19 protein-coding genes are annotated in these 18638 nt (G+C 72.1%); 10 read left to right on the plus strand and 9 right to left on the minus strand.

Translation table 11 applies throughout. The annotated features are described in order from the left end of the window. The first annotated feature begins 127 nt into the window (after nucleotides 1-127). Entirely contained in the window at nucleotides 128-1591 is a 1464-nt protein-coding gene (locus ACGF3J_RS09770) for an MFS transporter (RefSeq protein WP_161328712.1), read from the plus strand. Between the two features lie 57 nt (nucleotides 1592-1648). On the opposite strand, the gene ACGF3J_RS09775 is transcribed toward ACGF3J_RS09770, so the two are convergent. Next, nucleotides 1649-2080 (minus strand): VOC family protein, encoded by a 432-nt coding sequence (locus ACGF3J_RS09775; protein ID WP_161328713.1) that lies wholly within the window; start codon nucleotides 2078-2080, stop codon nucleotides 1649-1651. A gap of 84 nt (nucleotides 2081-2164) precedes the next feature. Continuing rightward, the gene (locus ACGF3J_RS09780; RefSeq protein ID WP_161328714.1) at nucleotides 2165-2821 is read right to left on the minus strand and encodes a TetR/AcrR family transcriptional regulator; all 657 of its coding nucleotides are present in this window, start codon (nucleotides 2819-2821) and stop codon (nucleotides 2165-2167) included. Nucleotides 2822-2953: 132 nt separating this feature from the next. On the opposite strand from ACGF3J_RS09780, the gene ACGF3J_RS09785 reads away from it, so the two are divergent. After that, entirely contained in the window at nucleotides 2954-3964 is a 1011-nt protein-coding gene (locus ACGF3J_RS09785) for a hypothetical protein (protein ID WP_161328728.1), read from the plus strand. Between the two features lie 109 nt (nucleotides 3965-4073). On the opposite strand, the gene ACGF3J_RS09790 is transcribed toward ACGF3J_RS09785, so the two are convergent. The 3 genes from ACGF3J_RS09790 to ACGF3J_RS09800 form a co-directional block, all read right to left on the minus strand. After that, complete coding sequence (locus ACGF3J_RS09790; RefSeq protein ID WP_393853816.1) at nucleotides 4074-5102, minus strand: YdcF family protein; 1029 nt, start codon at nucleotides 5100-5102, stop codon at nucleotides 4074-4076. Nucleotides 5103-6035: 933 nt separating this feature from the next. Continuing rightward, complete coding sequence (locus ACGF3J_RS09795; RefSeq protein ID WP_393853817.1) at nucleotides 6036-8000, minus strand: RHS repeat-associated core domain-containing protein; 1965 nt, start codon at nucleotides 7998-8000, stop codon at nucleotides 6036-6038. Nucleotides 8001-8100: 100 nt separating this feature from the next. Further along, nucleotides 8101-8508, minus strand: coding sequence for an ATP-binding protein (locus ACGF3J_RS09800; protein WP_393853818.1), 408 nt, complete (start codon nucleotides 8506-8508; stop codon nucleotides 8101-8103). 112 nt (nucleotides 8509-8620) lie between these two features. Between ACGF3J_RS09800 and ACGF3J_RS09805 the strand changes: the two genes are divergently transcribed. Together ACGF3J_RS09805 and ACGF3J_RS09810 are read left to right on the plus strand one after the other, a co-directional pair. Beyond that, nucleotides 8621-9439: a helix-turn-helix domain-containing protein gene (locus ACGF3J_RS09805; protein ID WP_393853819.1), complete on the plus strand. Its 819-nt coding sequence runs from the start codon at nucleotides 8621-8623 to the stop codon at nucleotides 9437-9439. Then, nucleotides 9436-9621 (plus strand): DUF397 domain-containing protein, encoded by a 186-nt coding sequence (locus ACGF3J_RS09810; RefSeq protein WP_360889878.1) that lies wholly within the window; start codon nucleotides 9436-9438, stop codon nucleotides 9619-9621. The genes ACGF3J_RS09805 and ACGF3J_RS09810 overlap by 4 nt, the downstream gene beginning before the upstream one ends. Here ACGF3J_RS09810 and ACGF3J_RS09815 read toward each other — a convergent pair. Further along, nucleotides 9578-11083, minus strand: coding sequence for a carboxylesterase/lipase family protein (locus ACGF3J_RS09815; protein ID WP_393853820.1), 1506 nt, complete (start codon nucleotides 11081-11083; stop codon nucleotides 9578-9580). The genes ACGF3J_RS09810 and ACGF3J_RS09815 overlap by 44 nt on opposite strands. A gap of 140 nt (nucleotides 11084-11223) precedes the next feature. Between ACGF3J_RS09815 and ACGF3J_RS09820 the strand changes: the two genes are divergently transcribed. Next, complete coding sequence (locus ACGF3J_RS09820; protein WP_346346103.1) at nucleotides 11224-11562, plus strand: STAS domain-containing protein; 339 nt, start codon at nucleotides 11224-11226, stop codon at nucleotides 11560-11562. Nucleotides 11563-11586: 24 nt separating this feature from the next. On the opposite strand, the gene ACGF3J_RS09825 is transcribed toward ACGF3J_RS09820, so the two are convergent. Beyond that, a complete protein-coding gene (locus ACGF3J_RS09825) occupies nucleotides 11587-12258 on the minus strand; it encodes a GPP34 family phosphoprotein (protein ID WP_393853821.1) in 672 nt (223 codons plus the stop codon). A gap of 74 nt (nucleotides 12259-12332) precedes the next feature. Between ACGF3J_RS09825 and ACGF3J_RS09830 the strand changes: the two genes are divergently transcribed. From ACGF3J_RS09830 to ACGF3J_RS09850, 5 genes are all read left to right on the plus strand, one after another. Beyond that, entirely contained in the window at nucleotides 12333-12857 is a 525-nt protein-coding gene (locus ACGF3J_RS09830) for a hypothetical protein (protein ID WP_346346104.1), read from the plus strand. Continuing rightward, entirely contained in the window at nucleotides 12854-13204 is a 351-nt protein-coding gene (locus ACGF3J_RS09835; RefSeq protein WP_161328724.1) for a transcriptional regulator, read from the plus strand. The genes ACGF3J_RS09830 and ACGF3J_RS09835 overlap by 4 nt, the downstream gene beginning before the upstream one ends. After that, nucleotides 13201-14115, plus strand: a complete 915-nt coding sequence (locus ACGF3J_RS09840) for an ABC transporter ATP-binding protein (protein WP_393853822.1) — start codon at nucleotides 13201-13203, stop codon at nucleotides 14113-14115. The genes ACGF3J_RS09835 and ACGF3J_RS09840 overlap by 4 nt, the downstream gene beginning before the upstream one ends. After that, the gene (locus ACGF3J_RS09845) at nucleotides 14112-15005 is read left to right on the plus strand and encodes an ABC transporter permease (protein WP_393853823.1); all 894 of its coding nucleotides are present in this window, start codon (nucleotides 14112-14114) and stop codon (nucleotides 15003-15005) included. The genes ACGF3J_RS09840 and ACGF3J_RS09845 overlap by 4 nt, the downstream gene beginning before the upstream one ends. Before the next feature lie 100 nt (nucleotides 15006-15105). Further along, the gene (locus tag ACGF3J_RS09850) at nucleotides 15106-17703 is read left to right on the plus strand and encodes a LuxR C-terminal-related transcriptional regulator (RefSeq protein ID WP_393853824.1); all 2598 of its coding nucleotides are present in this window, start codon (nucleotides 15106-15108) and stop codon (nucleotides 17701-17703) included. A 9-nt stretch (nucleotides 17704-17712) separates the two neighbouring features. On the opposite strand, the gene ACGF3J_RS09855 is transcribed toward ACGF3J_RS09850, so the two are convergent. Both ACGF3J_RS09855 and ACGF3J_RS09860 read right to left on the minus strand, forming a co-directional pair. Beyond that, on the minus strand, nucleotides 17713-17910 hold the full coding sequence (locus ACGF3J_RS09855) for a hypothetical protein (protein ID WP_064730412.1): 198 nt from the start codon (nucleotides 17908-17910) through the stop codon (nucleotides 17713-17715). A 33-nt stretch (nucleotides 17911-17943) separates the two neighbouring features. Next, nucleotides 17944-18513: a potassium channel family protein gene (locus ACGF3J_RS09860; protein ID WP_346346089.1), complete on the minus strand. Its 570-nt coding sequence runs from the start codon at nucleotides 18511-18513 to the stop codon at nucleotides 17944-17946. Nucleotides 18514-18638: the final 125 nt, after the last annotated feature.

The raw sequence follows: 18638 nt of genomic DNA on the forward strand, positions 1-18638 counted from the left end.
AGCACAGGCCGCCTGCGCGGCTTGCCTCTCTATCGAACATGGTTCTATGGTGCACAACGAACAATGTTCCATGAACGAACGCCGTTCCATGCCTGGCGGCGTTCGACGTGCAGAAAGGAGGCCGGTCATGAGTGGCACCACCACCGAAACCGAGCCCGCCCCCGCCCGTACCTACGGATCGCTGCGGGCGGCGTGGATCCCGCTGGCCGCGCTCTGCCTGGCCTTCTTCGTCGAGATGGTCGACAACACCCTGCTCTCGATCGCACTGCCCACCATCGGCCGCGACCTCGGCGGCAGCACGACCGCACTGCAATGGGTCACCGGCGCCTACTCGCTGACGTTCGGCGGCCTGCTGCTCACGGCGGGGTCCATGGCCGACCGCCTCGGACGCCGACGCGTCCTGCTCGTCGGCCTGGCCGTCTTCGGCCTGATGAGCCTGTCCGTGGTCGCCGTCGACTCCACCGGGCAGCTGATCGCGCTGCGTGCCGGACTCGGCGTCGCCGCCGCCGCCATGGCCCCGATCACCAACTCGCTCGTCTTCCGCCTCTTCGACGACCAGGCGCTGCGGATGCGCGCGATGACCCTGATGATCGTCGTCGGCATGTCCGGGTTCATCCTCGGCCCGCTGCTCGGCGGCACCGCGCTCGCCCACGTGAGCTGGCAGTGGCTTCTGCTGGTCAACGCGCCGATAGCCCTGATCGCGGCCATCGGTGTGCGGCGCGGCGTCGCGCCCGACCGGCGCGAGGACCTCACCGACGACAGGCTCGACCTGCCGGGCGCCGCCCTCAGCGTGCTCACCATCGGCCTTGCCTGCTACGCCCTGACCAGCGGCGTCGAGCACGGTTGGCGCTCAGCCGCCACGCTCGCCTCGGTCCTGGGCGCCGCGGCCGCGGGCATCGCGTTCGTGTGGCACGAGCGCCGCAGCAAGGCCCCCATGCTGGACCTCGGAATCTTCTCCAACGGCACCGTCCGCGGCGCCGCCCTCGCCCAGATCGGCACGTCCGTCGCGATGGCCGGCGTGATGTTCGGGCTCATCCTCCACTTCCAGTACGCCTACGGATGGAGCCCCGTGCGGGCCGGCCTGGCGAACCTGCCGCTCATCGTGACGATGATCGCGGCGACCCCGCTCTCGGAGTGGCTCGCCAAGAAGTACGGGCACCGCGTCGCCTGCCTGGTCGGCGCGGCCTGCCTGACCGCGGCGCTGGCCGGCCTCGCCTGGGGCGTCGACCACGGGTACACCGCCATCGCCCTCTGCATGGTCGTGATGACCGTCGGGCTGCGCACGGTCATGACCATCTGTGCCATCGCCCTGGTCGAGGCGATGCCCGCCAACCGCACCTCGATCGGCACCGCGCTCAACGACACCGCCCAAGAGGTCGGCACCAGCGTCGGCACCGCCGTCGTCGGCACCCTGGTCGCCGTACTGGTCACCACCCGGCTGCCCGCGGGCGCCTGGGACAGCGGGCTCGTGCAGTCCTTCTTCCACGGCGAGCGCATCACCTACGGCGTGCTCGCCGTGCTCGTCGGCCTGATCGCGGCGGGCGGCGCGCTCACCCTCACCGACTCGCACGCCACCGAAGAGCAGGCCTGAGGCAGGCCGCCGCGAGACCAGGCGGACGGTTCCGGTGCAGACGCCGCTCTTCGGACGTCAGTCGAGGCAGAACTCGTTGCCCTCGATGTCCTGCATCGTGATGCAGGACTCGTTGACGCCGTCGGCGCGCTGCGTGAGCACGTGCTTCGCGCCGAGCGCCATCAGCCGTGCGCACTCGGCCTCCAGGGTGGCCAGGCGCTCGTCACCCACGAGCCCGATGCCGGCCCGCACATCGAGATGCACCCGGTTCTTGACGACCTTGCCTTCGGGAACTCGCTGGAAGAGCAGGCGGGGGCCCACACCCGAGGGATCGGCGCACGCGAAGTAGAGCTCCTCCTCGGGCGGCAGCGAGTGGTGGTACTCCTCCCACGTGGCAAAGCCCTCCGGGACCGGCGGCACGACGTAGCCCAGCACCTCGCACCAGAAGGCTGCGAGGCGCGCGGGTTCCGCACAGTCGAAGGTCACTTGAACCTGTCTGATCGTTGGCATCGGCGCACGATAACAGGGACGCTGCCCAGGCGGAGATCGGTGAGTTCCTGCGGCACCTTCGACAGATGCCCCAGTTGGTCGGCTTCACGGCCGGGTGAGCTGCTCGGCGGCGTCGAACGCGGGCGCGAGCGGGGCCAGCGCCGTGCGGAGCTGGTCGGGCAGCGAGCCGGAGGGCACGACCAGTCCTCCGGCGGCGGAACTCTCGGCGCCCCCCGCGTTCCCGGCCGGCCGGAGCCAGCCTTCCAGCGCGATGCGAACGGCCACGGCCACGCTTGCCGCGAGGACGCGGGCCGTGGGCGCTTCGGCGTCGGCCAGGCGTTCGCCGATCACCGCCGCGAGAGGGGGCTCGATGCCGGCGGTGGCATCGAGGAACGCGTCGCGCAGAGCGGTCTGGGTGGTGATCAGCAGCAGCGCCTCGTGTTCGCGCTCGCCGGTGTTCGTGTACTGCTCGACCACCGCCTCGGTGACGGCGTCGGCCAGGCGCACTCCTCCGGGCCGGGCCGCCACCGCCGCCGCGATGCGCGCCTCCCGGCCCGCGGTGACAGCGGAGACGATCGCCTGCTCGCGGCTGGCGAAGTAGTTGTTGTAGGTGCGCGGCGAGACCCCGGCCGCCTCGGCGATGTCCTCGACCCGCACCTGGTCGGGTCCGCGCTCCACGGCCAGACGCAGCGCCGCCTCGCGTAGCGCCTCGCGCGTGGCCTGCTTCTTCCGCTCCCGCAGCCCTCGTGGTGGTGTCGTCACGGCGTTAGCGTTCCACACAACGCTGCGCACACGCAAAGTTGCGCGTGCGTAAACTTGCGTGCACGCACTTTTCCTGTCAGCCTCAACCCGCCCGAGACCGACAGAGGGGACGTCACCATGCGAGCAAGAGGAATGACCTACGACACCGGATTCGTCGTGCACGGCCAGGTATCCCGCGAGCACTTCGACCCTGCGGTGGTCCGGCGCGAACTCGCCATCATCCGTGACGACCTGCACTGCAACGCGGTCCAGATCATCGGCGGCGACCCGTACCGACTGGAGCTGGCCGCCGGTGCCGCCGCCGAACTCGGCCTGGAGGTCTGGTTCTCGCCCTATCCGCTGGAGCTGGATCCGGAGCTGATCCTCACGCTCTTCCGCGACTGCGCCGAGCGAGCGGAACGGCTCCGGCAGCAGGGGGCCGCAGTCGTGTTCGTCGCAGGGGTGGAGCTGAGCGTGATGAACCGCGGGTTCCTGCCCGGCGACAGCCCCGAGGAGCGTGTCGAGCACCTTATGAGCCAGCCCGAGCGGCGGGCCGAAGCGATGCGCGCACTCGGCGTGCGCGTCAACGCGTTCCTCCGCGACGCCGCGGCCGCGGTCCGCGAGCGCTTCCAGGGCAGGCTCACGTACGCGGCCATCCAGTTCGAGCAGGTCGACTGGGCCCCCTTCGACTTCGTGACGTTCGAGCTGATCCGCTCCGCCGAGGTCGCCGACCGGTTCCGGGACGCGGTGCGCACCCTGGCCCAAGACCCGAAGCCACTCGCCGTCACCGGGTTCGGCACCGCGGCCTACCGCGGCGCGGGAGACCGCGGCGGGCGGGTGCTGGAAGTGGTCGAGCACGACCCGGAGACCAAGGCCCCTGCACGACTGAACGGCGTGTACGAGCGTGACGAGGCCGGCCAGGCCGCATATCTGAGCGAACTGCTGGAGATCTTCGAGACCGAGGGCGTGGACAGCGCGTTCGTGTTCCTGTTCGCCCTGCTCGGCTACCCGCACCGCCCCGACGGCGACCCCCGTGACGACTTGGACCGGGCCGGCCTGGGCATCGTCAAACTCCTCGAAGGGCGTACGGGACAGACCTACCCCGACATGGAATGGGAACCCAAGGCCGCCTTCACGGCAGTGGCGCAGCGGTATCGGAGGTGATGGGCCCCGCGTACCCGTCTACCGCCGCCGCGGCCTGCGGGCCAACGGCGTGCTGTACCTGCGCGGGTTACTGATGCCGGGCGGTTGGGCCGCCGAGGATCCTCGGCTTCTAGGTGACGGCCCCCGGCGACGGCCACCCCAGCCACCAGATGAACAGGCCGCTCAGCAGGACGAGCAGGAAGAGTGCTGCGTTGGTGCGGCGGTAGGCGACCAAGAGGGCCACGAACTCGCGGATCATGGCGCTCGGCCAGAAGTACGCGGCTGTCGGCGCCCCGATCACGTGGCCCCGGACGCCGGTGCGGCGGGCGGTGATCGCGGCGCGGAAGACGTGGTAGTTGTTCGTGACGATCACGCACCGGTAGTCCGGATTCGCCCGCTCCATCAGGGCTTTGCTGAACGTCAGGTTCTCGTCCGTGGTCGTCGAGCGGTCCTCGCGTTCGATCAGGTCGGCGGGGACACCCTGGGTGACCAGGTAGTCGGCCATCGCGTGGGACTCGGGCAGCTTCTCGTCGGGCCCCTGCCCTCCCGAGGTGATCAGGACCGGGCGCCGGCCCTTCCGGGACAGCCTGGCGTGTTCCTTCCGGGCACGGTCGAGGCGACCGGCCAGCAGCGGGGGCACGGTGGTGCCGCCGCTCAGGCCCGAGCCGAGCACCACCACGTAGTCCGCCCGGCGCCGGATGCGCAGACGTCCGTACAGGCCCCCGTAGACGAGGAAACAGAGGAACAGGAAGGCGACGTAGCCGGCGAGCGCCACCGCCGTCGCCGCCACGACCACCAGCGTGTGCGTGTGCAGCACCAGCGCGGTGATCAGCAGCGCGATCAGGGCGATCAGGGCGATGCCCGCCCCCAGGGACAGCAGGTTCGCCGGGCTTCTGCCCTCCTTGCGAACCATGGTGATCCCGTTGGCGATGAGGAACCACGCCAGCGTGACGACCCCCACGCCCGCCAGGGTCAGCAGCACGACGGCCAGATCGCGGCCCAACTGGGTTCGCTCGGAGGCCACATGCAGCAAGAGCGCGAGCACCGCGAAGACGGCGGACAGGCCCAGCAGGACCGCGTTGCTCACTCGGCGGCGATCTCGGACCACACCAGCGCAGAACAGGAAGAAGCAGACGAACGACGGTACAAAGGCCACCATGCGCCGATCCTACGAGGCGCGGCGCGATCCCGGCCGGACTCCGTGGTACGCCCGCAACAGCCGCTTCCTCGGGCGAGCCTTGCGACAGACCTGAGTCGCTTCCGGGCCATGGTCAGTGGGTCACGCTGAATCCGGTGTCGACGCCGTTCGTCGTGGTCGATGCCAGGCCGAAAGGAAGGTCGCGACACCCGTGAGATCAGGCATCACGCGTGGGCCCTACGTAGTTGCAGGGCCCACGCGCATCACGGCGCTGATGCGGGAGGCTCAGCTGGATCTATCTTCTCTGTTGAGTGAGTATCAAGATCACTCCTGGCAGTGCAGCTATCGCACCGTAGATTCCCATTCTCCATTGCCCAAGCACCATGGCCGTCACGACCAGAAGCGCCATGAGTAGGACGTATAGATTCATGCAGAATCGTAGTCTTGGAGATGGCTTCCACCTGCCGGGCATTTTTCTCCTGCTGTTAATTTCTCAGAGCGATAACCGTGATGGTCGTTCCGATTACCCCTGCAGCCCCGCCGATGGCAGTGCCGACAGCGGACGAACCCGCCCCGACCCAGGCCCCGGCCTCGGTGCCGTCGCTGGAGGCGACGGACGTTCTGGCGGCGGCGGAGCCGGTCGCGCAGTCCGAAGGTGTCGCCCTGCTTGCAGCCCGCCCCGGTCTATTTTCTGCGTCGAAACTGAACAAGCACCAATGCTGTTGCGGACACCCCTAGGAGACTAAGGAGTAGGAGGCCCCAATGCTCGCCCATGATGGAGGCTCCCGAAGAGATCACGCACAGAACGAGTACCGTCCAGACGCAGACTTTCCAGGTTCGACTCTCACGTAAATCCCTTGAGCTTCGCATGCACACTTCCCCTCACTCCTACTATGTTGTCTGCAACGTTTCGGGGTGGAGGCGATCGCCCGTCGCCTCCACCCCGAGCATCTCTTAAGCGATGTGCCGCCCGACTACCACTCCAACCCCGAACGCGCCGCCGATGAAACCGCCGATGCCGACGCCGACCCCGCAGGCTGCGGGGCCGAAGAAGCACGCGCCCCCTCCAAGACCGGCTCCGGCGCCGGCAGACCCACCGATGATGCTGATATCCGTCACCAGGTCGTCGATGCCGTAAAGGCCGCTGGGGTCAATGCGGTTGACGGGGTCGCCTGCGGCGTAGAGGTAAGCGTTGGTTTCCTGGCCGGAGGGGTCGGGTTGGGTGAAGCGGCCCAGGGTGGGGTCGTAGTAGCGGTGGCCCATCTTGTACAGGCCGGTCGGGTCGGCGTAGGCGCCCGCGTAGCGGTAGGGCTGGGGGACGGACTCCGTCGGAGCGGTCCGTGGCAGGCCCGTCGGTCCGTACGCGTAGGTGTGGGTGCGCTTGCCGGTGCTGTCGGCGAGGCCGAGGACGTTGCCGGTGGCGTCGGTGAGGTAGTAGTAGGACTTCCCCCCAGTCGTCATGGAGTTCAGCGTGCCCGCCGGTTCGCGGATGAATCCGGTGTCGACGCCGTTCGTGGTCGTGGACGCCAGGCCGAGGGCCGTGTGGTGGAACCAGGTCGAACCGAGCTTGGTGCGTTCGGCGTTGTCCGTGCCGGCGTGGACCAAGTCGTAGGTCTTGCCGCCCGCGGTGATGCCGGCCGGCTGGCTGTAGTCGGTCCAGGACTCGCCCGTGCGGGGGGTGTTGTCGGCCGCCGAGGTCTCGTTGCCGAGTTTGTCGTAGGACCAGCCGGTTGTGGTGCCGTTCTTGGCGGTCAGCTGCGAGGCGTCGTTGTAGGTGTATGTCGTGCCGCCCGGGCAAGACGTCTTGCTGCCGTCGCGGCTGGTGAGGTTGCCGGCCTTGTCGAAGCAGTACAGCCACGATGCCTTGCGGGTGCCCGCCCCGTCGGCTTCCAGGGCGTAGGACAGGCGGTCCTGGGAGTCGTAGGTATAGCTGGTCGTGTACTTGGTGGTGTTGTCGGTGCGGGTGCGGATCTTGGTGGTGTCCTTGCCCGCGGTGTTCTTGTAGCTGTAGGCGAGGTCGATGAACGTCTGGGTGCCCGAGGTGGTCTTGATCTTCTCGGGGCGGCCGTTCTTGTCGATCGTCACCGACTGCGTGGTGCCGCCGGGGTAGACCGTCTTCGTGCGCTTGTCGTTGTTGTTGTACTCGAAGTCGGTCTTCTTGCCGTCCGGCGCGGTCAGGAGGTCGAGGCGGCCGGCCGTGTCCCAGGTGTAGTCCGTGGTGCCCGTCGGGTCGGTGTAGTAGTCGACGTCACCGCCCGGGGTGTAGGCCAGGGCCGTCTGGGCGCCGTTCTGCAGGGTACGGACCCACTCACGGTTGAGCTTGTCGTACTTCCAGGTGGTGGTGCCCGACGCGTCGGTGCGGGTCTTCACGTTGCCGTCACCGTCGTAGGTGTAAATAACGGTGGAGTTGGTGGAGGACACCTCGCGGACGCGGTCGCGGTTGTCGTAGGTGTAGACGGTGGTGATGTTCCGGCCGTCCTTGACCGTCTCCACGCGGCCCAGCGCGTCGTACGTGTACGTCGTCTCGCCCAGCGGCGTCGGCGGCTTGACCTTCCGCAGGTTGCCCTGGTCGTCGTACGTGAAGGAGGTGACCTTGCCGTTGCCGTCCTTCGCCGTGCAGCGCTGGCCCTCGAAGCCGCCGCACTCCGGCGTGGCCTTGTTGTACGTGTACTCCCTCGCCCCGCCCGCGGTGCCCGACGTCGTCACCGACATCGTGTTGCCGTTGGTGTCGTACTTGAAGGAGTCCTTGCGGCCGTCGGCGGTCGTGAAGTCGTTCGGCAGGTCGGTGCCCGCCACCGTCTGGTACGCGGACACGGACGCGGTCGCGCCGAGCGGCAGCTTCTGGGAGAGGGCGTTGTTGCGGCCGTCCCAGCCGTAGGTGGTCGTGTTGCCGCCCGTGCCGTCCGCGCCGGTGCCCATGGCGTCGATCGCCGTCTGGGTGAGGTGGTTCTTGTAGGTGGCGTGGCGGGCGTGGCCGAGGGGGTCGGCAGAGGGCTGGGACCAGGCCGCCTGACCCGCCCTACACGCCTCCCACCTCGAACCACACCACCTTGCCGGGGTCCCGCTCCGCCACGCCCCACTTGTCCGCCAGCTCCGACACCAGCAGCAGCCCGCGACCGCCCTCACCGGGCTCACGCACGTCCGCCTGCGGCACCGCCGGTACGCCGTCCCCGCTGTCGTGGACCTCCACGCGTACGCCGTCTCCGCAGGGCACCAACCTCAGCAGGAAACCCCGGCCGGGCGGCACGCCGTGCACCAACGCGTTGGTCGCCAGTTCGCTGACGCACAGCAGCACGTCGTCCGCCCGCTCGCGCACGCCCCACTCCGCGAGGGCCTCCCGCGCGAACGCCCTCGCGGCCGGGACGGAACGGCGCTCACGGCGGTAGAAGCGCTCGCGTGGGGACGGGGGTTGAGTTTCGGTGTTCACATGACGAGGGTCACGCTCCGTGTTCACACTGAGACAGTGCGCAGGGCCGTACGGCCGGTTTGTACGGGCGCGCGACGGTGGACGTACGGGCGTGGGTGGGGAGTTCGACCTCATGGGGACGACGACACGGAGGAACGCCTCCGCGATGAAGATGGTGGGTGCGCTGCTCGCCCTCTACCGGCAGGCCGCCGGCCACACCCAGAGGTCTCTGGGCGAGCGTTTCGTCATCGGCGAGCAGCAGATCGCGTCGATCGAGCAGGGCAGGCGCCCGCTGAAGCCGGATCTCGCCGAGCAACTGGACCAACTTCTAGACACCAAGGGAGCGTTGTCGATCGCCCTCAGCAAGATGCCCGAGGTGGATCTCGTTCCGCTGTGGGCGGAGGAGTTCCTGGACAGGGAGCGCGAGGCCATCGTCATCTCGTCCTACGAGAACCAGGTGTTGCCGGGGCTGCTCCAGACGGAGGGCTATGCCCGGGCCGTCTTTCGAAGCCGCATTCCCGTCCTCGACGAGGCCGAGATCGAGAAGCACGTGACAGCCCGCGTCGAGCGCAGAGCGCTTCTGCACCGCAAAGAGCCGCCGATCACATGCTTCGTGATCTGGGAGGCGGTGTTGCGGGACCGCCTCGGCGGTGGAGCTGTCTTCCTGGAGCAGGTGCGGCACCTGCGGGAGTACTCCGAACTTCCCAACCTCGCGGTGCAGATCCTGCCGTTGGCCCGCACCCGACACGCGGCACTCGACGGTCCGTTCGTGCTGTTGGAGACGCCTGAGCACCAGCGGCTCGCCTACACGGAGACCCAGCGTGGCAGCCAACTCATCGCCGCTCCCGAGGAGGTGACCATCCTTACGCAACGGTGTGCGATGCTGCGGTCTCAGGCCCTCACCCCTGAGGACACGAGAGATTTCCTGGACCGTCTCCTGGGAGAGCAATGAGCAGCACCGGACTGCGGTGGTACAAGTCGAGTTACAGCGGCAGCGACGGCGGCAACTGCGTCGAGGTCGCCACCCACCCCACCGCCATCCACATCCGCGACTCCAAGACCGCCGACGCCGACACCCCCACCCCGCACATCACCGTCGCACCAAGCGCCTGGACCGCATTCCTCGCATGGTGACGTCCGCCTTCCACAGGTCGAACTCCGCGTCGCGCGGCCCGTACGCCACATAGGGCTCGCCCTCGCCGAAGACCTGGACGGGGTGTGTAGCGTCCCAGGCGCGCCAGCCCGGGTCGCCGGACTCCGCGAAGCGGACCCAGGCGCCGTGCATGGCGTCCGCGAGGGCCTGCGGGGCGCCCTCCCCCGCGAGCTTGCGGGAGTCCGGTGAGTCGCCCGAGTCGAAGACGAAGCCCAGCTCCAGGGCGTGGCAGGCGCCGAGGCCGGGCAGGGTGGACGGCCAGGCGAACTCGTAGACGTACGAGGAGCCGGGCCGCGCGTCGGCCACGCGGTGCAGCGGGACGCGGAGCAGGTGGTCGGTGACCAGTTGCCCCACCGTCTCGGCGGCACCGGCGTCGGGGCGGGCCGTGCGGTAGCCGCGTACGACCTCGTTGCCGCAGTGGCAGCGGGCGCGCGCGCCCGCGAGGGCCACCGCGCCGAGGCGGTCGACGCGTTCGAGGAGGCCGCCGGGGACCAGCCAGAGCCGGTACTCGTCGCGGGTCCAGCCCATCATGAGGTCGACGTCGCGGGCCGCGTCGCCGTCGACGAGCGCGTCCAGCGGGTCGTGGGGCATCACGTCGCCGTCGACGACGATGCCGAAGGCGGGACCGCCCAGTACGGGGCTGCTGAACCGGCCCACCTCGGCCTGGGCGCGCAGCAACTGGGCGCGGTCGGCGGCGGCGAAGGCGACCGCGGTGGCGGGTGTCCGGAGGCGGGCGGCCATCCGGCGGACCATGCGCCGTACCTTGTCGCGGTCGGCGGCCTCGGGCGCACCGCTCTGGAGCACCGCGCGGCGGAACAGTCCCTGGGCCCGGGGCGCGGCGAGCAGGGCGCCGGTGCTGATGGCACCGGCGGACTGACCGGCGACGGTGACACGGTCGGGGTCGCCGCCGAAGGCCGCGATCGACGCCCGCACCCACTCCAGGGCGGCGATCTGGTCGCGCAGGCCGGCGTTGGCGGGGGCGTCCGGGAAGAGGCCGTAGCCCTCGACGCCGAGGCGGTAGTTGACCGACACGCAGACCACGCCGTCCCGGGCGAAGGTGGCGCCGTCGTAGACGGGTACCGCGGAGGATCCCCTGGTCAGGGCGCCGCCGTGCAGCCAGACGAGGACGGGCAGCCGGGCGCCGGGGCCGGGCTCGGGGGTCCAGACGTTGAGGTTGAGGCAGTCGTCGCCGGGGATCACCGGGTCGGAGAGGTACCGGGCGAAGGCCTCGGAGTAAGGCGGTTTCGGTGCTGTGGGGCCGAAGGAGCCGGCGTCGCGCACCCCGTCCCAGGGCTCGGCGGGCACGGGCGGACGGAATCGCAGCGGGCCGAAGGGCGGGGCGGCGTAGGGGATGCCGCGGAAGACGGCGACCCCGTTCTCGTACCGGCCGCGCACGGCCCCGTACACCGTGCTGACCACGGGTTTCGTCCGGTCTGCCGTCATGTGCCCACCAGCCCTTCGCCGCACTCCCGTACCGCTCATGGCACAGCGTCACCGTGGCGGTGTCTATTCCGGACCGTCCGCTTCGGCCCGGCTGGGGGACAATGGAACCCACGCACGCCCGCACTGCGCAGGAGGCCGTCGTGACCGTCGATCCTCATCGCTCCACTCAGAACGCGCCCGTATGGATCGCCGAGGCGGGCGGACGGCACGCCGTGCTGGCCTTCTCCGGCACCCTGGACTCGCACGCGCTCCAGGTCCTGGAGGAGCTGCTCCTGGACCCGCGGCTGCGGGAGCCGAGCGACTGGACCCTGGAGATGAGCGGTCTGGAGAACATCGACCTGGCGTCGGCCTACGCGCTGATGCGGGCGGTGACCAGGGCACACGAGCCGGTCAGCCTCACGGTCCGGGGCGCCCGTCCGGCCGTCCACCGGGTGCTGCGCCAGGCGGGGCTGGACACCGTGGTCACCTACGCGGAGTGATGTGCCGCATGGCCACGGCCGGCTTCAGTTGGTGGTGACGGCCGCCGCGGTGCCCGCGGTGACGGCGGCGAGGGTCCGCAGCACGGCCGTGTTCACCGCCTCCGCGCCCCAGCTGTCCTGCTCCAGCCTCTTGGCCCGCTGGTAGACCTTGCCCGACCAGGGGATCACGCGGTGCAGGCTCGGCAGGGTCCCGCTCGCGGAGAGCAGGCCGATCAGGGCCGCCGTGCGCCCGTCGGGCTCCTCCTCGTCCACCAGGACCGCGCGCACGCGTTCCAGCAGGGCCTCCTTGTGGCGGGTGTCGGCCGCGGACAGGGACGTCGCGGGGAACAGGCCCAGGACCTTCCTGCGCTCCCGGCGCACCATCCCGCGCTCGACGAGCCGGTCCAGGACGGTCTCGCGCAGGCCGGTGCCGATCTCGATGAGGAGGGTGTTGACGCCGCGGGTGCGCGCGGAAACCTTCCGGTGGGCCTCGCGGAGCACGGGGTCGGACAGCGGGGCCCCGGCCACGGCGTGCACGCGCACACCGTCCATGCCCACGTCGCGCCGGTCGACGCGCAGCCGCCCGGCCCGGGCCAGTTCGACGAGCACGGCGCCGCCCTGGGCGTAGTACAGCGTCCCGGCGCCCGCGATGGCGCCGGAGGCGTCGTCGAACATCAGCAGCGTCAGGTCCTCGACGATGAGCGGGTCCTTCTGCATGGCCTCTTCCCTCCGTCCTCCCGACTTGCCTGCCAGGAAAGTCAAGAGTAGCTTTCCCGGCAGGAAAGTAAAGCGTGGACGTGGAAGGGGAGGCGGTGGCCGTGGGCGCACCGGTGAACGCCGAACAGGCATGGCAGGACCTCCAGCGCATCCGGGTGCCGCAGGAGCGGGTGTACGACGAGGTCGAGCGGTCCGCGTCCGGCGGTCCCCGCACGACGTACGGCACGGCCGGGCTCATGTGGCTCTTCCTGGCCGCCCAGGGCCTGGAGCCGCCCCCGTGGGGCGTCGCGCTCGCGGCCGTCGCGTACCTCTCGCTGCTGGCGTGGATGGTCGTGACGCACACCAACCGGAGCAGGGTGCGGCTGCACCACTCCCGCTACGACTGGCGTTCGCTGGCCACCTTCGCCGGGGGCGCGGTGCTGGTCGGCGGGGTGACGGTGCTGACCGGGCGACTGGCCCAGCCCCTCGAACCGCTGGCGGGCAGCGTGATCCAGGCGACCGCGGCGGCGGCCGTCTTCGTGGTGTTCGTCGGCCCCGCCAACCGCTGGGCGACCGGCACGCTGCGCGGCCGTGGCGCCGGTGCGGAGGCGGGCCGATGAGCGTGCCCAGCGGCTTCGACGAGCTGATCCACCCCGCCACCCGGCTGTCGGTGGTCGCCCTGCTCGCCGCCACCGAGTGGGCGGACTTCGCGTTCGTCCGCGACAGCCTCTCGCTCAGCGACTCCGCGCTCTCCAAGCAGCTGCACACCCTGGAGGAGGCCGCGTATCTGGAGATCCAGAAGGAGGGTGCCGGCCGCAAGCGGCGCACCAAGGTGCGGCTGACGGACCGGGGGCGCACCGCCTTCGAGGGGCACGTGGCGGCGCTCCGGGCCATCGTCCAGGGCGCCGGGCCCCAGGACGACAACGCCGGGCCGCAGACCTCCCGTCCGGCGGAGGCGGCACGATGACCGCGGCGTCCCCTCCCGTGGTCCGGGCCCGCGGCCTGACCATGGCGTACGGCGACGTGGGCATCCTGCACGGCGTCGACCTGGACGTGCATCGCGGCGAGGTCCTGGCCCTGCTCGGGCCCAACGGCGCGGGCAAGACCACGACCGTCGAGATCCTGGAGGGCTTCCGGCAGCGCTCCGGCGGCGAGATCAGTGTGCTCGGCACCGACCCGGAGCGGGGCGACGACGCCTGGCGGGCGCGGATCGGGCTGGTCCTCCAGTCCTGGCGCGACCACCGCCGCTGGCGGGTCGCCGAACTGCTGACCCACTTCGCGACGTACTACGCCGACCCGCGCGACCCGGCCGAGCTGCTGGACCTGGTCGGCCTCACCGAGCAGGCCGGGCGGCAGGTGGAGCGGCTCTCCGGCGGCCAGCGCCGACGCCTGGACGTGGCGCTCGGCATCGTCGGCCGCCCCGAGCTGCTGTTCCTGGACGAGCCGACCACCGGCTTCGACCCCGAGGCCCGCCACGAGTTCCACCTCCTGGTCGAGCGGCTGGCCCGCGAGGAGGGCGTCACCGTCCTGCTCACCACGCACGACCTGGTCGAGGCCGAGCGGCTCGCCGACCGCATCGCCATGCTGGTCGGCGGCCTGATCCGGGCCCACGGCACGCCCGCGGAACTGGCCCGGGGGGCCGCCGCGCGGGCCGAGGTCCGCTGGACGGACGCCGACGGCACGGCCCGCCGCGAACGCACCGAGGACCCCTCACGGCTGGTGTGGGAGCTGCACCGGGACGCCGGCGGCCCGATCGCGGACCTCGAGGTCCGCCGTCCCACGCTGGAGGACACGTACCTGCACATGGTGCACCGCCCGGACGAGGCCGCCGTGGGCGCCGACGGGATCACCGAGAAGAGCAAGGAACGGGCGGCATGACCGAGACGCATCCCGCGCAGGCAGACCCGCGCCGCGCCGTCCGTGCCCCTTGGCGGGCCGGGTTCCAGCGCGGCGGCATCGAACTGCGGCACCTGCTGCGCAACCCCAAGGAGATGTCCGGCCACCTCAGCAACGTGGTGGTGGCGCTGGTCGTCGCCGGATTCGTCGGCGACGACGTGCCCGGGACCCGGACGCCGATGGCCCACCTGGTGCTCGCGGGCTTCGCCGCCTACCTGATGTTCCAGATCGGGCTGATCAGCCTCCCGCAGATGCTGGTGACCGAACGGGAGGAGGGCGCCCTGCTGCGGCTGCGCGCGACACCCGGCGGCATACCCGCCTACCTGGTGGCCAAGTCCCTGCTGGTGGTCGTCACGACCGTCGCCACCCTGGCGGTCCTCCTGGCGCTCGCCGCGCTGCTGGTGGACGGGCCGCTGCCGCAGGGCGCGGCGGGCTGGGTGACGCTGCTGTGGGTCACCACGCTCGGACTCCTCGCCGTCGTGCCGCTGGGCGCGGCGATCGGCGCGGTGCTGCCGAACCCGCGCGAGGCACTGGCGTTGATCATGCTGCCCGCGATGGCGCTGCTGTTCACGTCCGGTGCGGTCTTCCCGCTGACGTCCCTGCCGGTGCCGGTTCAGCAGGCGGCCTCCGTCTTCCCGCTCAAGTGGATGGCGCAGGGCCTGCGTTCGGCGCTGCTGCCGGACAGCGCCCGCGCCGCCGAGGCGGCCGGCTCCTGGGAGCTGCCCATGGTCGCCCTCGTCCTGACCGCCTGGGCCGTGCTCGGCTTCCTCCTCGCCGTGCCCCTGCTGCGCCGGGCCGCCCGACGGGAGTCCGGCTCCCGCCTGAGCGCCGGCATCCGCAAGGCGGAGCAGAGCGGCGCGCTGGCGGGATAGGGCCCACCGGGCCCCGCCTCCGGCGCGCCGCGGCGTGGGAACGCTGCGATGCTGAGAGGGCGGAGGCGCTTCTCGCGGAGCGGTGAAGGTGGTGCTGGCCATGGCCTGGGAGAGGCAGACTGGTCGCGAGCCGGTGGCGCCGGCACATGATCCCGGCGCGGGCCCGTTCCTGCGTACCCGCACGGCGGTGCCCGCGCTGCCCGCCACGTTCCTGCGCCGCGGGCGCCTGACCCGGCGACTGGACGCGGGCCCGGAGACCCCGCTGACGCTGGTGAGCGGCGCCGCGGGGGCCGGGAAGACCCTGCTGGTCGCCGACTGGGCGGCCCGGGCACGGCGGCCCGTCGCCTGGCTCACCAACGACGCCGGGCACCAGGGCAGCGGGACGTTCTGGGCATACGTGCTGGAGGCGCTGCGCGGCGCCGGGGAGCCCGTGCCGCCGGAGGTCGGGGCGCCCGCCTGCGGGGACCGGGTCGACCCCCTGTTCCCCTCACGGCTGGTCGGCGCGCTGTGCGAACGGGACCGGCCGGTGACCGTGGTGCTGGACGAGTACGACCGGGTGACCGACCCCGAGATCTCGGCGCAGCTGGAGTTCGTGCTGCGGCACGCCGGCGCGGGGCTGCGCCTCGTCCTCGTCACCCGCAACGAACCCCGCCTCCCCCTGCACCGCTACCGAACCTCCGGTCAGCTGACCGAGATCAGGAACGCCGACCTGGCCTTCACCCCCGACGAGGCCGCCGAGCTGCTCGCACTGCACGGCCTGCGGCTGCCGCGGCACGCCACGCTCGGGCTGGTGGAGCACACGCGCGGCTGGGCCGCGGGGCTGCGGCTGTGCGCGCTGGCGGCACGGGACAGTCCGGACCCGGAGCGGTACCTGAAGGAGTTCGAGGCCGGGCACTCGGCCGTCGCCGACTTCCTGCTGGCGGAGGTGCTCGACCGGCAGAGTCCCGGCACACGGGGCCTGCTGCTGCGGGTCAGCGTGCTCGGCGACTTCCCGCCCCAGCTGGCGGACGTGCTGACCGGGCGCCGCGACGCCGAGTCCGTACTGGCCGGGCTGCGGCGAGAGAACGCGTTCGTCGAGTACCTGGGGGACGTCTCGTACCGGCTCCACCCGCTGTTCGGGGAGATCCTCCGCGCCCACCTGCGCGAGCGGCTGCCCGGTCTGGAGGCGGAGCTGCACCGGCGGGCCGCCGGCTGGCTGCGGCGGCACGGGCGGCTCACCGAGGCCCTGCGGCACGGGGCCGCCGCCGACGACTGGGAGTTCACCGCCGGGGCCCTGCTCGGGGACCTCGCCGTCGGCCAGTTCTTCACCGGGCTGCGCTCCCCCGACCTCGCGGCGCTGTTCGCGCGGATGCCGGTCACGGTCACCGGCCCGGCCGCCGAGCTGGTCCGGGCGGCGAGCCGGCTCGCCCGCTCCGACCCCGAGGGCGGACTCGCCCATCTGCTCCACGCCGAGCGGGCGCTGCCCGCGGACGCCCCGGCCGCCACCCGCATGTGCGGCGCGCTGCTCCGGGCGCTGGCGGCGCGGCTCACCGGTTCGCCCGGGGACGCGGCCGCCGCGGCCGGGGACGCCGGGCGGCTGCTCGGCGAGCTGCCGGAGGGTCTGCGGGAGGAGCACCCCGAGGTGCTCGCCCTGCTGCGGGCGCACGTGGGCTGCACCCTGCTGTGGGCCGGGCACCTGGACGAGGCACGGGCCGGTCTCACGGCCGTGGCGGGCGGCGACGAACGGGCGGCGACGGCCCCGGCCCGCGAGGACGCGATCGGCCACCTCGCCCTGCTCGACTACCTCGACGGCCGCCCCTCGGCCGCCGAGAACAGGGCGCTGGCGGCCACGGCGGTGCGGCGGCGGTTCAGCCTGCCGGCGGGGTGCGGATCGGGCATCGCCCTGGTGGTGCTCGCCGCGGTGGCCGTGGAGCGCGACGAACTCGAACGCGCCGAGGCGTGGCTGGACGCGGCGGACGGCGGGGAGCAGGCGGTGCGGGACCCGGTGTGCGCGGGCTTCGGGACCGCCACCCGGGCCCGGCTGCTGCTGGCCCGCGGCCGGACCCGCGCCGCCCTCGACGCCCTGCGGCGGCCGGTGCCCGGGGTGGCCGCCTCACCCTGGCTGGAGGCGCACCGCACCGTGCTGACCGCCGTCGCGCACCAGGCCGAGGGGCACCGCGGGGCGGCCTGCGCCCTGCTGCGGAGGGTGCCGCCGAGCCCGGCGATGTGCGCGGTGGAGGCGGCGGGCGTCCAGTACGCCGCGGGCTTCCCCGAGGCGGCGCTCAGGCGGCTCGGCACGCTCCCCGCGCGGGGCGGTCCCGGTCCGGCGGTGCGGGTGCGGGCCGCGCTGCTCAGGGCGCGGGCGGCCGATGCCGCCGGGGACGCCGGGACCGCCCGCCGGCTCGTCGAAGACGCCGTGCGCGAGGCACGCCGCGAGCGGCTGCGCCGCCCGCTGCTCGACACCGGCCCGTGGATACGCCCGCTGCTGGACCCGGCGCCCGCGCCGCCGCCCGCCCCTCCGGTCGTCGCCGACCTCAGCCTGCGGGAGCGGGAGGTGCTGAGCGGGGTCGCGCGGCTGATGTCGTACGAGGAGATCGCGGCCGACCTGTTCATCTCGGTGAACACGGTCAAGACCCACCTGAAGAACGCCTACCGGAAGCTGTCCGTCAACCGGCGCTCCGACGCCGTGCGCCGGGCGCGGGAGCTGCACCTGCTGTGAGCCGCGGCGTCACACCGGGCGCTGCCGCAGCTCCAGCACCCGCAGGCCGAGGGACTGGCAGCGGTCGAGCAGCCCGTACAGCTCGCCCTCGTCCACGACGGCTCCGTACAGCACCGTCTGGCCGCCCATCTCCACGTGCTCCAGCTCGGGAAAGGCCCCGGCCAGCGCGGTCGACAGATGGCCGTCCACGCGGATCTCGTAGCGCATCGCCCCGCCTCCCTCCTGCGATCGGCGCCCGGGTCAGTCGGGCGGTGTCTCCCGGCCCTGCCGCCGCAGACCGGTCTGCACGGCGCCCACCAGCACCCGGGCGGCCACACCCACCAGGAGCAGGCCGCCGGCCATCTGGATCATCACCACCAGCCGGCCCGTCTGCGAACGCGCGACGATGTCGCCGTACCCGACGGTGGCGAAGGTGGCCAGCGTGAAGTACAGCGAGTCCGTCTTGGTCAGCGCCTCGCTGAACGTCCCCGGGCTGGCCCGCTCCAGCAGGTAGTAGAACGCGGCGAACAGCACCAGGAACAGCACGGCCGTGGCGGCCAGCGCCTCGGCGGCCCGCAGCCGGGGGTGCGGGGAGCGCAGGATGGCCCGGATCTCCCACAGGAAGACCAGGACGACGGCGACCAGGCCGCACACGAACGCCGCCCAGGTGGCGGCCGTGGGCCGCTCGTCCAGCGGCAGCAGGTAGTAGGCGAGGAAGAGGCCCGTCGTCACGCCCGCGGCCCGCGCGAGGGCCACGGCCGTCGCCCGCCGCCGGGGCACCGACCCGGTGAGCGGGTCGGCACCCGCCCGGTCGTCCACCGGTTCGTCCACGGTGCCATCACACCGCCGGACACGGCCGTGGGGGGGGGGGGGGGGGGGGGGGGGGGGGGGGGGGGGGCCGGCCGGCGCGCGCGCGCGGGGGGGGGGCCGACGGGGGGTAGCGGGGGGGCGCGGGA

Source organism: Streptomyces sp. NPDC048171 (assembly GCF_043202655.1).
Lineage (GTDB): Bacteria > Actinomycetota > Actinomycetes > Streptomycetales > Streptomycetaceae > Streptomyces.